At 58.6% G+C, this 12982-nt stretch carries 13 protein-coding genes; all 13 read right to left on the reverse strand.

All coding sequences use genetic code 11. The features are described 5' to 3' along the window. Nucleotides 1-182: 182 nt before the first annotated feature. Complete coding sequence (locus HLUCCO03_RS06450) at nt 183-959, reverse strand: peptidoglycan DD-metalloendopeptidase family protein (protein WP_292016639.1); 777 nt, start codon at nt 957-959, stop codon at nt 183-185. Nucleotides 960-1326: 367 nt separating this feature from the next. Continuing rightward, complete coding sequence (locus HLUCCO03_RS06455; protein WP_081813619.1) at nt 1327-2214, reverse strand: DUF368 domain-containing protein; 888 nt, start codon at nt 2212-2214, stop codon at nt 1327-1329. Nucleotides 2215-2294: 80 nt separating this feature from the next. Next, nucleotides 2295-2951, reverse strand: a complete 657-nt coding sequence (locus HLUCCO03_RS06460) for a protein-L-isoaspartate(D-aspartate) O-methyltransferase (protein WP_027831653.1) — start codon at nt 2949-2951, stop codon at nt 2295-2297. Next, nucleotides 2951-3715 carry a 5'/3'-nucleotidase SurE gene (gene surE, locus HLUCCO03_RS06465; protein ID WP_027831652.1) on the reverse strand — a complete coding sequence of 255 codons (765 nt, stop codon included), beginning with the start codon at nt 3713-3715 and terminating at the stop codon, nt 2951-2953. The genes HLUCCO03_RS06460 and surE overlap by 1 nt, the downstream gene beginning before the upstream one ends. Nucleotides 3716-3832: 117 nt before the next feature. Continuing rightward, nucleotides 3833-4921, reverse strand: a complete 1089-nt coding sequence (gene truD, locus HLUCCO03_RS06470; protein WP_027831651.1) for a tRNA pseudouridine(13) synthase TruD — start codon at nt 4919-4921, stop codon at nt 3833-3835. After that, on the reverse strand, nt 4918-5397 hold the full coding sequence (gene ispF / locus HLUCCO03_RS06475; RefSeq protein ID WP_027831650.1) for a 2-C-methyl-D-erythritol 2,4-cyclodiphosphate synthase: 480 nt from the start codon (nt 5395-5397) through the stop codon (nt 4918-4920). Before ispF ends, truD begins: the two co-directional genes overlap by 4 nt. Nucleotides 5398-5401: 4 nt before the next feature. Further along, entirely contained in the window at nt 5402-6100 is a 699-nt protein-coding gene (ispD, locus tag HLUCCO03_RS06480) for a 2-C-methyl-D-erythritol 4-phosphate cytidylyltransferase (RefSeq protein ID WP_027831649.1), read from the reverse strand. A gap of 38 nt (nt 6101-6138) precedes the next feature. After that, nucleotides 6139-6411, reverse strand: coding sequence for a septum formation initiator family protein (locus HLUCCO03_RS06485; RefSeq protein ID WP_027831648.1), 273 nt, complete (start codon nt 6409-6411; stop codon nt 6139-6141). A 187-nt stretch (nt 6412-6598) separates the two neighbouring features. Then, complete coding sequence (eno, locus tag HLUCCO03_RS06490; protein WP_027831647.1) at nt 6599-7894, reverse strand: phosphopyruvate hydratase; 1296 nt, start codon at nt 7892-7894, stop codon at nt 6599-6601. 180 nt (nt 7895-8074) lie between these two features. After that, on the reverse strand, nt 8075-8920 hold the full coding sequence (gene kdsA / locus HLUCCO03_RS06495) for a 3-deoxy-8-phosphooctulonate synthase (protein ID WP_027831646.1): 846 nt from the start codon (nt 8918-8920) through the stop codon (nt 8075-8077). A gap of 2 nt (nt 8921-8922) precedes the next feature. Further along, nucleotides 8923-10551: a CTP synthase gene (locus tag HLUCCO03_RS06500; protein ID WP_027831645.1), complete on the reverse strand. Its 1629-nt coding sequence runs from the start codon at nt 10549-10551 to the stop codon at nt 8923-8925. Between the two features lie 88 nt (nt 10552-10639). After that, on the reverse strand, nt 10640-12001 hold the full coding sequence (gene tilS / locus HLUCCO03_RS06505) for a tRNA lysidine(34) synthetase TilS (protein WP_027831644.1): 1362 nt from the start codon (nt 11999-12001) through the stop codon (nt 10640-10642). After that, the gene (gene accA, locus HLUCCO03_RS06510) at nt 11985-12938 is read right to left on the reverse strand and encodes an acetyl-CoA carboxylase carboxyl transferase subunit alpha (protein WP_027831643.1); all 954 of its coding nucleotides are present in this window, start codon (nt 12936-12938) and stop codon (nt 11985-11987) included. Before accA ends, tilS begins: the two co-directional genes overlap by 17 nt. Nucleotides 12939-12982 lie beyond the last annotated feature (44 nt).

A 12982-nucleotide genomic window follows, 5' to 3' on the forward strand; every position in this document is an offset into this window, starting at 1 on the left:
TGCCCCGCCTTTCAATGATCCTGGATATTCGCTCACGTCTTCTTGTTATTGCGAGCGCCTGCTGTTTATTCGATTTCTTGTTCAGGTCATTTATTGCTAGCTTGCGGCGATAAACCGCCAATTCTTGTTGTTTGGTTTCAATTGTCTCTGATGCCGGTATCAGGTTCTCTCGCAGGCCCGTCTCATCGGGGTGGGAGATAATGCGCAGGGTCGACAGGGCTGCCATTTTTTCTGATCTCAAAATGTAACCTGGGTCGATCCGTTCCGCTGTTTCCCAGTTCAGCGATGACCTGTCCGGCTTTTACATCCTCCCCTTCCTGCACCAGAATCTTGCGGTTATGTGCATAAGCACTCAAATAGTGCTCGTTGTGGTTCACTATGATCAGGTTGCCGTAGCCCAGTAATCCGCTACCGGCGTAAACGACGTTACCACTCGCCGCTGCCCTTACAGAGTCTCCCTCTTTTCCAGCAATATCAATACCTTTATTGACTTTCCCGGATGTTGAATATCCTGCAATTACGGTGCCAACGTGCGGCCATCGCCAGTCGATACTGGCCACGGTCTGAGTCTGCCCTTTCAAGGGCGATTCCTTGTCCGGAGCTTTAGAGACCTTCGGTTTCGGTTCCTGCCTGGGTGCCTGCGGACGAGAAGTGCTCGGGGCAGCAGGCTTCGGCGATGATGAGGCCACCGGCTTGCTACTGCGCTTATTGTCGCCGGACGATGTTACAGTACCGCGAACATCCAGCCTGAGCACCTGCCCTGTCTTGATGCTGTATGGCGGCTTTATGTTGTTGGCATCTCCCAGCTCCCGGTAGTCGCGTCCATACCGCCAGGCAATGCTGTAGAGGGTTTCGCCCTGCTTGACCACATGCCTGCCCCAGTAGACCGGCGGGTTGTATATGTCGTCCTGATAGAGCGCCTGGGTATTGCAACCCGTGAGCAGAAAGGGAACCAGCACCAGGCTCAGCAGTAACCAGAGCCAGGTACGACCGCCCTCCGGTTTTTGCGAACACGGAGAGACAGGGGCACCGGAGGGGAGCCGCGGGAGAACTGCTTTTGCAGCGATAATAAACCCACGCACTGATCTGAAAAGAATAAAAATATGCCCGTTATTGGAAATTCGTATAAAAAATACGGAAGCTTATTAAGTGTTGTAAGTAACCTGCTAATTTATTGCACATTTTGCGAGGGAAACCAAGTTACCCGCTTGTTGTATTTGTTACCGCCAGAAACACCTTTGGTGAGCAAAAAGTAACACTTCGTCTCGATAGTCTTGTGAACCGGCTCTCAAATCCGACCGGAATTCAGCCCAGCCCCAAGGCCTATCAGGCAGCATCTCTCCGGCTTCCTGCCCACTCCACCACCAGCACCAGTAACAGGCCGGCCCCCGCGCAAAGCGCGGCCAGCAGCACCTGCGGATCCTGACCGGTCATCTCAGCATAGCCCAGCGGCCCGACACTCGCCTCGTTAAGGGGCACCTGCTCGCCAGCACTGTTGGTCCGCCAGCTCAGGGTCTCCTTCCAGGGCCATACTTTATTCAGTGCCCCGACCATAAACCCGATAAGCAAAGTCAGCACCGTGTCATGAAAACGCCTGAACGCCCAGGTTATCAGCCTTGCAACAGAAAGCAGCCCAACCAGGCATCCAGCGCCAAAGATCAGTATGGTGCCAAACTCCAGTGCCCGTATGGCATCCAGCACCGGAACATACATCCCCAGCAAGACCAGAATGAAACTGCCGGAAATGCCTGGAAGAATCATGGCGCAGATGGCCAGGGCACCGGCTCCAAAAAATATCAGGGAGGAAGGGGCAACCGGACTGGCCGGTAAAGTGGTCACCCACCACGCAAACACTGTCCCGAGCAGCAGCGGCAGAATCAGTGCCGGCACGTAGTGCCGGACCTGACGGCCCACATGCCAGACAGAGGCCACGATCAGGCCAAAGAAGAAACTCCATACAAGAATCGGATACTCAGCCAGGATATAGCTGATCGCAGAGGCCAGGGTGGCAATGCTGCCAAGAATGCCCGCCAGCAGGCTGAGCAGGAAGGTGCCGTCGCAGGCCTGCCAGAATGCCTTTACCCGGCCCCGCAGCAGATACCTGAAAACTGCCTGGGGAACCGCGCCAATCGCCTCCAGCAGGCGAAAATAGATGCCGGTAATGAAGGCAATGGTGCCGCCGGAAACCCCAGGGACGATATCCGCCGCTCCCATGGCCACACCCCGGAGAAACACAGTGAATGGATGGTGGGTGCGGGCGGTTTCAGTCGCGTCTTGTGCCTGAGACTCCGGGGTCAACGTACAACTCCACCCAACAAGGGAACAAACCGCACCGGCTCGATGTCGGTGGTTTCGAACCGGTCACCGTGGCGGACCATTTCCACCAGCATCTGGGTGCCATCGCCAATCGGGGCCACGATAACCCCACCGTCGGACAGCTGATCCTTGAGCTCCGGGGGGATGTCCCTGGGAGCGGCCGTCACAATGATGCCGTCAAAAGGCCCCTGGTCCGGCCAGCCCATACCACCGTCGGCGTGCTTGAGCATGACGTTACGCAGGCCAAGCTGGCGCAGCCGGTCCCGCGCCCTGTCCTGAAGCGGTTTGATCCTTTCAACACTGAACACCTGGTCCACCAGTCGCGCCAGTATGGCGGTCTGATAGCCGGAACCGGTACCCAGTTCCAGCACCTTGCGAGGCTTGTGGCGCACTAACACTTCCGTCATCCGTGCCACAATATAGGGCTGGGATAGAGTCTGGCTGTAACCGATAGGGAGTGACGTGTCTTCATAGGCCCTGTGGGCAAGGGCTTCGTCCAGGAAAATATGTCGCGGTGTATCGGACATGGCCTGCAATACCTGCTCGTCGCTAATGCCGGCCTCCCTCAACCGCTGAATCAGGCGCATCCGGGTTCGGCGGGATGTCATGCCGATACCATCGATTTCTGCCACCATCATCGCCCCTCCCTTTCCGACAGCAGGCCAACCCACTCCCGCAGGGGTGAAAGCACTTCATGCCTGGTCATGTCGACGTGAACAGGAGTAATCGACACGTAGTTCTCGCGCACGGCATGGAAGTCAGTACCCGGGCCGGCGTCGCTGCCTTCACCGGCAGCTCCTATCCAGTAACGGGCCTTGCCCCGGGGGCAGGTCATGGGTACGGCGCCTTCGGCACGATCACGGTGGCCCAGACGAGTCACACGAAACCCCGCGATCTGCTCCCAGGGCACATCGGGAACATTCACATTCAGGATGCATCGGGGGCCAAGGGTCAGGGGGTCTTTGCTTTCCAGCAGCACACGCACTACCCGGGCGGCGGTCTCATAATGAAAGCGCCCTTCATTGACCAGTGATACCGCAATGGCAGGCAAACCCAGATTACGGCCCTCCGTAGCCGCAGCGACAGTGCCGGAGTATATGATGTCATCGCCAAGATTGGCGTGGGTATTGATGCCTGACACCACCCGGTCAAACGGCTCATCAAACAGACCATTCACCCCGAGGTGGACGCAATCCGTGGGTGTGCCGTCAACCGAGCGGAACCCGTTAGGGTGATCCTCGACCGTTAATGGACGGTTCAGTGTTAACGCATTGCTGGCGCCGCTGTGGTCGCGGTCCGGCGCCACAACTTCCAGATCCCCCAAGCCCGCAAGCCCCTCATACAGAGCCTGCAATCCCGGGGAATGAACGCCATCATCGTTGGACAACAGAATTCGCACAATTTTCTCCGCTAGCCTTGAGTACCCGCTGCCATCTCTCGAAGCCGGATAACCGGATAAGGAGGGCCGGACATTTTATTATCGGGGTCTTGTGCCCCTTGTTCTGACCGGGAAGCTTCAGCCCTCTCCCGTATCTCTGGTTGCATCGGTTATGTCGAACACATCGCTCAGCAGGGTCGTCGCGTATTGTCCCGGCGACAGCCAGAATGTCAGCTCCAGCCGGTCATTTCCGTGCCAATGCCATTGGAGTGCTTTCGGCATCATCTTCAGCGGCCGCCGCTCCGGTTTCATGCGCGTGGTTGCGAACACCGATACCAGGCCCGGATACTCCGCAACTACTGCACGCTCCATCTCGCCCTGCACGGATACGGCATCCGTGCCTCCGTCACCCCATAGCGGCCCGGTGATCATTATATCCTGATTTTCACCGGCACCGGGCTCGCCTTCCATGGGTTCCTGCCAGTTGCCGTTCTGTATCCGCCAGGCAAGCACCTCGTTGAATAACCAGGAGCGTGCCGCCGAAAAGTACAATACGTTTTTACTGTCGCCACTGCCAGCGGTCGAACGCCCTCTGCCCCGCTTTTTGGCAGCGCGTGCGCCGCGGTGATTCAGTTTTGACGGGTCCATGGTCAGCGCCCGGTCAAGATTGGCGCCGTTATGGCCAAACCGCTGCGGCCCGAAGTAGTTGGGGCAACCCTCGTCCCGTACCCGGGTCAGTGCCCTGTCAATGGCATCCCTGTCTCCCGACACCTCTCTGAGCATCAGACGGAAGAAGTTGCCCTGGTGGTCGCCCCGGCGCAGCTTCCGTGCCTGCCGGTGATGCTCAATAACAGGCCAGGTCCGGGCAACGTCTGAGAGGAACGTGACATCGTCGGCTTCCTGACCGGGCCGGTAAACACTGAACCATTGGCGTGTAACTGCATGACGGTCCTTCAGCCCGCAAAAGCCCACATCGAAATGTCGACAGCCAGAGAGCGCAGCCAGTTGCCGGGCTACGTAATCGGTATTGTCTCCGCGCTTTTCCAGCCGAATGTACAGATGCTCGCCACCGGCCGACAGCATATCCGGTAGCGACAGCTCCTCATCCACGGAAAAGTCATCCACAACAGACTTCAACACCGCACTGGCCACTCTCCGGCCACCAGAGACAGGCCAGTCAAGACGCCAGCCGGACGTCAGTGGATTTTTCCCGGGGGTATCGATCATGAAGACACCGTCTCAAGCAGACAGATCGCCTGACAGGCAATGCCCTCACCCCGGCCGGTGAAGCCAAGCTTCTCAGTGGTGGTTGCCTTGATGCTGACTCTGCTCACAGGCACGCCAAGGTCCTCGGCAATATTCAGGCGCATGGTTTCAATATGCGGTGCCATTTTCGGAGCCTGGGCAATGATGGTGGCGTCCACATTGCCAATCACATATCCCTCGTTCGCAACCTGCTCGACGACTCTGCGCAATAAGTCCCGGCTGTCAGCGCCGGCCCACTCCGCACTGGTATCCGGGAACAGATGGCCGATGTCCCCGAGTGCGGCGGCACCGAGCAATGCATCAGCCAGGGCATGGAGCAACACATCGCCGTCCGAATGCGCCCTGAGCCCATGGCTGAAGGGAATACGGACGCCGCCGAGGGTTACGAAATCACCTTCGCAAAAACCATGGACGTCGAAACCTTGCCCGATTCGCATAGTGTCAGTTCCTTTTCAAGATAAAATCGGCGAGGGCCAGATCAGCGGGTACGGTAATTTTTATGTTATCCGGCCGCCCCTCCACGATACAGGGATTGAGCCCGGAAAACTCGATCGCCGAAGCCTCATCGGTTACCGCAAATCCGGATTCAATTGCACTTCCGAGCGCCTGCTTCAGTGTCCGAAAGCGGAACATCTGGGGTGTCATGGCGCGCCATAGATCACGGCGATCCACCGTTGCCTCAACCTCACAGCTCCCGGGCCTGGTGCGCTTGAGCGTGTCAGCCACCGGTGTTGCCAACAGACCGCCCACCGGATGATCCCTCAGGTCAGACAATAAACGCCCAAGATCGTCGCAATGGAGACAGGGGCGGGCCGCATCATGAACCAGCACCCAGTCGTCATCCGCTGCCTGCCCGGATAGCCCGTCAAGAGCCGCCAGCACAGAATGGGCGCGTTCCGAGCCCCCGCCACAGGTCTGTATGCGGGGGTCCTTGCTGGCATCGGTACCCTCCCACCATGGGTCGTCGGGGCTGATGGCCACCATGCATCCGTCAAAAGCGGCATAGTCCAGCAGACGCGTAAGGGTGATATCGACAACAAACCGGTTATCAAGCCGCAGATACTGTTTGGGGCAGTGGGCCTGCATTCGTTGGCCGGAACCTGCGGCGGGAACAATCAGCCAGTAGCGGGGTTTACTCATGAGGGTGATCGGCTTTGGAAGGTCTGGCGTGTGGCTGATTATTGCTCAACCACCAGGAAGAAGGTTTCATCGTTACGGATCAGCCCCAGGTTCATTCGCGCACGTTCCTCGACCGCCCCTTTCTCGCCACGAAGGTTGCGGACTTCGGCGTACAGGCGCTCGTTACGGATTGCCAGCTCGGCATTTTCCTCACGCTGCTCGGCAATGGCCTTTTCCAGCCCCCATACCTGGGCAAAACTACCTTCCCCGACCCACAGGCGAACCTGCAGCAGGAGAATAAGAATAATCATGATCGACCAGAGCAACTTCATTGCAAATTCCGTTTACGAGGCAACAACCGGACACTAAGTATAGACCTTAGTGTAGATTAGCAACAAGTTCTGCTAACCACTTGTACAAAAAGGCCATCGTGGTGTCGTTTTTAACAACCACGATGGCCTTTCGGGGCAGGTTGCCTGCCGGTGTCCCTCCCGACAACCAACCCTGGTGCCCGGCAAATCAGCCCTGGCCCTTGATCTCGCTCAGGCCACGATAGGGCGCACTGCCATCAAGCGCCTCTTCGATACGGAGCAACTGGTTATACTTGGCAACCCGGTCCGAGCGACACAGAGAGCCGGTCTTGATCTGGCCAGCACAGGTGGCCACCGCCAGGTCAGCGATGGTGGTGTCCTCGGTCTCACCGGAGCGGTGTGAAATCACCGCCGTGTAGCCCGCATCCTGGGCCATTTTGATGGCATCCAGGGTTTCACTCAGGCTGCCGATCTGGTTGAACTTGATCAGGATGGAGTTGGCAATGCTCTTGTCGATCCCCTGCTTGAGGATTTTGGTGTTGGTGACAAACAGGTCGTCGCCCACCAGCTGAACCTTGCTGCCCAGCTTCTCGGTCAGAACTTTCCAGCCGTCCCAGTCACTCTCATCCATGCCGTCTTCGATGGACACGATCGGATAACGCTCACAAAGGCCCGCCAGGTAATCGGCGAAACCGGCAGAATCAAAGGATTTGCCCTCGCCAGACAACTGGTACTGGCCATCCCTGTAGAACTCGGAAGAGGCGCAGTCCAGGGCCAGGGTCACATCGGTACCCAGCTTGTAACCGGCCTTCTCCACCGCTTCCTGAATCACCGCCAGGGCGCCTTCGTTGGAAGGCAGATCCGGTGCGAAACCACCTTCGTCACCCACCGCCGTGTTCAGGCCTTTACCGTTAAGAACCTTCTTCAGCGCATGGAAAATCTCCGCACCGATACGCAGCGCCTCAGCAAACGACTTGGCCGCCACCGGCTGAATCATGAACTCCTGGATATCAACGTTATTGTCAGCATGCTCGCCGCCATTGAGGATATTCATCATCGGCACCGGCATGCTGTACTTGCCGGAAGTGCCGTTCAGATCCGCAATGTGCGCATACAGCGGCTTGCCCAGTGACGCAGCGGCCGCCTTGGCGGCTGCCAGGGAAACCGCCAGAATCGCATTGGCGCCCAGATTGGCTTTGTTCTCGGTGCCATCCAGCTCCAGCATGATGTTGTCCAGAGCCCGCTGATCAGCTGCATCTTTACCAATGAGGGCATCACGAATCCTGGTGTTCACCGCATCAACAGCTTTCAGAACACCTTTGCCCAGATAGCGGCTTGCGTCCTTGTCCCGAAGCTCCAGCGCTTCACGGGAACCTGTGGACGCACCGGAAGGCGCACACGCACTGCCAACGGTTCCATCTTCAAGAATCACGTCGGCTTCCACTGTTGGATTCCCGCGGGAATCAAGAACTTCACGACCTTTAATGTTGGCAATCTTGGTCATTCTTCTTTGTCTCCAAGTTTGATTTCAAAATTGGGAGTAAGAGCGAGCGGGAACGGCCCTACGAAAAACGCTACAAGCACATCCCTGTGCGCTTGGGCTCCGCCATCCATGGCTCCGCACATTTTCGTAGGGCCGTTCCCGCTCACTCCCATAGTCCTTCTGGAACGCAAAAACCGCCCATCAGGCGGTATCGAGTGGCTCAAAGCTTTTAACAAGGTCGTCCACGGCTTTTACACGCGCCAGGAACGGCTCTAGCTGACTGAGCCGTAACGCACAGGGGCCGTCGCACTTGGCCTCATCCGGATCTGGGTGTGCCTCAAGGAACAGGCCGGCCAGCCCCTGGGACATGCCCGCCAGCGCCAGGTCGGTTACCTGGGCTCGACGCCCCCCCGCCGAATCAGCGCGACCACCCGGCATCTGCAGCGAATGAGTCACGTCAAACATCACCGGCACATTCATCGACTTCATTATGCCGAAGCCAAGCATGTCCACGACAAGGTTGTTGTAACCGAAGCTGCTGCCCCGCTCACACAGGATCACCTTATCGTTACCGGCCTCTTCGCACTTCTTGATGATGTGCTTCATTTCCTGGGGTGCCAGGAACTGGGCCTTCTTGATATTGATGACGGCACCGGTTTCGGCCATCGCCACCACCAGATCGGTCTGGCGGCTCAGGAAGGCTGGCAGTTGGATAATGTCGCAGACTTCCGCCGCGGGTGCTGCCTGGGCCGGCTCGTGAACATCGGAGATAATGGGAACGCCGAATTTGCTCTTGATGTCCGCCAGGATCTGCAGGCCCTTCTCCAGGCCCGGACCACGGAAAGAGTGCACCGACGAGCGGTTGGCCTTGTCGAAGGAGGCCTTGAATACATACGGGATACCAAGTTTGCCGGTAGCCTCGACATACGCCTGGGCCACTTCCATGGCCATTTCCGGGGATTCCAGTACATTCATACCGCCAAACAGCACAAATGGCTTGTTATTGGCGACCTCAATTCCCGCGACGTTAACCGTACTCTGGGCCATGATCAGGAATCCTTTTTACGGGCCAGGGCTGCCTCGACAAAACCCTTGAACAGCGGATGGCCATCCCTGGGGGTGGAGGTGAATTCCGGGTGGAACTGGCAGGCTACAAACCAGGGATGATCCGGCACTTCCACCACTTCCACCAGTTTGCCGTCTGTAGAGCGGCCGGAGATTCTCAGGCCGGCGCCCTCCAGCTGGGGCAGGAAATGGTTGTTCACCTCGAAACGGTGGCGATGGCGCTCGCGGATGGTCTTGCGGCCATAGCATTTGGCGATGGTGGAACCTTCGGACACGATACAGTCCTGGGCGCCCAGGCGCATGGTACCACCAAGATCGGACTCCCCGGTGCGCTCTTCTTTCTCGCCACTGGCATCCAGCCACTCGGTAATCAGGCCCACCACCGGCTCCGGTGTGTGCTCACGGAATTCCGTGCTGTGGGCATCTTTCAGACCAGCCACATTGCGGGCATATTCGATAACGGCCACCTGCATACCCAGGCAGATACCCAGGTAGGGGACCTTGTTTTCCCGGGCATACTGCACGGTGCGGATCTTGCCTTCCACACCGCGCTCGCCAAAGCCCCCTGGCACCAGGATGGCATCGGCACTGGCCAGTGCGCCGGTACCGTCACGCTCGATGTCTTCGGAGTCGATGTAATTGATTCGGACCTTGGTACGGGTCTTGATACCGGCGTGCAGGAGCGATTCAATCAGAGACTTGTAGGCGTCCAGCAGCTCCATGTACTTGCCGACCATGGCAACAACGATTTCATGTTCCGGATTCATCAGGGATTCGACGACCGCATCCCATTCGCTCAGATCAGCCGGGCTGGCATCAATACCGAAACGCTCGATGACCAGCTGATCAAGGCCGAATTCGTGGAGCATGCGGGGAATGGCGTAGATGGACTTGGCATCCTGCAGGGGAATAACCGCCCGCTCTTCCACGTTGGTAAACAGTGCAATCTTGCGGCGGGAGCTGGCATCCACCTCGTGCTCTGAACGGCACAGCAGGATGTCCGGCTGCAGGCCGATTGAGCGCATTTCTTTCACCGAGTGCTGGGTAGGCTTGGTTTTGATCTCGCCCGCAGTGGCAATGTAGGGAACCAGAGTCAGGTGCATGAACAGGGCCCGCTGGGAACCCACTTCCACTTTCAGCTGACGGCAGGCCTCCAGGAAGGGCAGCGATTCGATGTCGCCCACGGTGCCACCGATCTCGATCAGCGCCACATCGGCACCGGATGCACCCTCCACCACACGACGCTTGATTTCGTCCGTGATATGGGGAATGACCTGAACCGTGCCACCAAGGTAGTCACCACGGCGCTCCTTGCGAATGACTTCCTCGTAGACGCGGCCGGTGGTGAAGTTGTTCCGGCGTGACATCGGCGTGCGGATAAACCGCTCGTAGTGCCCCAGGTCCAGATCGGTTTCCGCGCCATCTTCGGTGACAAAAACCTCACCGTGCTGGAACGGGCTCATGGTGCCGGGGTCCACGTTGATGTACGGGTCCAGCTTGAGAATGGTGACCTTCAGGCCGCGTGCCTCAAGGATCGCGGCCAGGGAGGCTGATGCGATACCTTTCCCCAAGGAGGACACGACACCGCCGGTGACGAAAATATAACGCGTCATGCAGATTCCGTGATTTGTCTGGTTCGGTGAAGGAGGGAGATTGTCATCTCAAGATGGGACGCCAGACTACCAGAAAGGCCCCGCCTTCTCAATTACATTCCCGCTCCACAACAATCCGCCAGCCACTGGCCGGGGCCTCTCCACAGTATTTGCCGGAAAGCCACAAGTCGCCAGCCCCGACCACTTCTTCATTGCCGTCTTTTACCTCCAGAAGCAGCGGCAGCCGGGCTCTTTCCCAGGGTGGAATGGTTTTCTCCTGCAGCCAGTTCTTGAGGGATTTCGAGGGGCCATCAGGGGCTGGCCGAATGCGCTCACCCCCTGCCCTCGTAGATATCCGTATATCCGGCGCCGGTGATTTGCGTTCACCGGCGGCGCTCAGCGTCACCCGCCATTCGCCCCACTCCACCGCTTGCCCCGGAACCAGGGGGAGTCTGCCCGCAGGCAGTGGCGCCCGGTCCGGAACCAGATACAGGTATCCCTGATAGCGCCGAACGGCAAAGCCGTCGCCCCGGATTTCCGGCTCCCGATCGGCCGGAGCCGTCAGCAATTCGTTCAGTACCTGCGGCCAGTCGGCTATTGTCGGAGGCTCCCGGCGATAATGCCGGATCCACCAGCGCAGCAGATTCTTCTGCTCCGCCACCGCCAGGTTCGCCAGGCAACCCGTGTTCAGGGCACCCTGGTCATTGGCGCACTGCCGGAAGCGGAGCTCTGCCAGCGTTGCGGCCAGCTGGTCGCTCTCACGGCAGGCGCCGGCACTGTGCCGGATGCGGGCGATCAGTGACGGCCAGCGTGCCTTGAGCAGGGGCATGACGGACAGGCGAAGAAAGTTACGATCAAAACGCTCATCGGTATTGCTGGGGTCATCGACCCAGCCGATACTGTTCTCCATGGCCCAGGCCTGGAGTTCGTCGCGACTGAAATCCAACAGTGGCCGGTACAACATGCCCTGGCCCAAAGGTCGCGAACGTGGCATGCCCCCCAGCCCGGCGACGCCGGTTCCCCGCAGCAGACGGAACAGCACCGTTTCCGCCTGGTCGTCGCCATGATGAGCCATCAAAAGCAACTCGCCGGGGGTCAGGATTTCCTCGAATACCTGGTAGCGGGCATTGCGGGCAGCCTCTTCAATCCCCCCGCCAGAGTGCCTGCGGCTGTCTTCAATACCAGAAACCTCCACCCGCCGGATATCCAGGGGCACGCCGAGGGCGTCACAGAGCTGCTGGCAGAAACGTTCGCTTTGCCCGGCATTGGGCTGCAACTGATGATTCACGTGCACGGCGGACAACCGCCCATCCCCGGCAAAGAGGCTGGCAGCAACATGAAGAAGCAGAACAGAATCCATCCCGCCGCTGAGGGCAACTCGCAAGCGTGAATGGGAAGGCAGGTTCCTGACCGGGGCGCAGAGGGCCGCCGGCCAGTCAGATCCGGAGCCGGGGTTACCGGCCCGTGTCATATCGGGTCAACCGCTCATAGCGGCGGGACACCAGTTCATCCAGGGGCAGCCGCTGGAGTTCGGCAATGCCCTTGCTAAGGGTTGCCCGCAGGGATTCCGCCATCTTTTCCGGATTGCGGTGGGCGCCACCCAGCGGTTCGGTGATGACGTTGTCTGCCAGGCCGAGGTCTTTCAGGCGATCAGCAGTCACACCCATGGCCTCTGCGGCCTGGGAGGCATATTCCGCACTCTTCCACAGAATCGAGGCACAGCCTTCCGGCGAGATAACCGCATAGGTGGAATACTGCAGCATGTTCAACTGATCGCACACGCCAATGGCCAGCGCACCACCGGAGCCGCCTTCGCCCACCACGGTGGAGATAATCGGCGTTTTCAGACGCGACATCACCGCCAGGTTAAACGCAATGGCTTCACTCTGCCCGCGCTCCTCGGCACCGATGCCCGGGTAGGCACCCGGCGTGTCGATAAATGTGAGGATGGGCATGCGGAAGCGTTCTGCCATTTCCATCAGCCGCAGGGCCTTGCGGTAGCCCTCCGGGCGGGGCATGCCGAAATTGCGCTTGACCTTGTCGCGCACTTCCCTGCCTTTCTGGTGGCCAATTACCATCACCGGCTTTCCTTCCAGGCGAGCGGTGCCGCCAACGATTGCCTGGTCATCGGCGTATCGACGGTCGCCGTGCAACTCGTCGAAGTCGTCGAAGATCATCTCCACATAGTCCAGGGTATATGGCCGCCGGGGATGGCGCGCCAGTCTGGAAACATCCCAGGGCTTGAGATCCGAGAAGATGCTTTCAGTCAGGCTTACGCTTTTTTTACGGAGCCGGCTGATCTCGTCGGTAATATTGATGTCGGTATCGTTGCCCACCATGCGAAGCTCTTCAATCTTGGCTTCAAGGTCGGCAATAGGCTGTTCGAAATCCAGATAGTTAGGGTTCATGATGTTCCATCATTTGCTTGCATGGCGGGAATGTAAGCCGCCAA

The organism is Marinobacter sp. HL-58 (assembly GCF_001314605.1).
Classification (GTDB): Bacteria; Pseudomonadota; Gammaproteobacteria; order Pseudomonadales; family Oleiphilaceae; genus Marinobacter.

What these genes read in the sequence shown, in the direction of transcription:
- HLUCCO03_RS06500 (WP_027831645.1), bottom strand. Translation starts at nt 10,551, where the DNA reads ATGACGCGTTATATTTTCGTCACCGGCGGTGTCGTGTCCTCCTTGGGG.
- HLUCCO03_RS06460 (WP_027831653.1), bottom strand. Translation starts at nt 2,951, where the DNA reads ATGGTGGCAGAAATCGATGGTATCGGCATGACATCCCGCCGAACCCGG.
- truD (WP_027831651.1), bottom strand. Translation starts at nt 4,921, where the DNA reads ATGATCGATACCCCCGGGAAAAATCCACTGACGTCCGGCTGGCGTCTT.
- tilS (WP_027831644.1), bottom strand. Translation starts at nt 12,001, where the DNA reads ATGACACGGGCCGGTAACCCCGGCTCCGGATCTGACTGGCCGGCGGCC.
- HLUCCO03_RS06455 (WP_081813619.1), bottom strand. Translation starts at nt 2,214, where the DNA reads ATGGGAGCGGCGGATATCGTCCCTGGGGTTTCCGGCGGCACCATTGCC.
- HLUCCO03_RS06485 (WP_027831648.1), bottom strand. Translation starts at nt 6,411, where the DNA reads ATGAAGTTGCTCTGGTCGATCATGATTATTCTTATTCTCCTGCTGCAG.
- ispD (WP_027831649.1), bottom strand. Translation starts at nt 6,100, where the DNA reads ATGAGTAAACCCCGCTACTGGCTGATTGTTCCCGCCGCAGGTTCCGGC.
- eno (WP_027831647.1), bottom strand. Translation starts at nt 7,894, where the DNA reads ATGACCAAGATTGCCAACATTAAAGGTCGTGAAGTTCTTGATTCCCGC.
- kdsA (WP_027831646.1), bottom strand. Translation starts at nt 8,920, where the DNA reads ATGGCCCAGAGTACGGTTAACGTCGCGGGAATTGAGGTCGCCAATAAC.
- ispF (WP_027831650.1), bottom strand. Translation starts at nt 5,397, where the DNA reads ATGCGAATCGGGCAAGGTTTCGACGTCCATGGTTTTTGCGAAGGTGAT.
- accA (WP_027831643.1), bottom strand. Translation starts at nt 12,938, where the DNA reads ATGAACCCTAACTATCTGGATTTCGAACAGCCTATTGCCGACCTTGAA.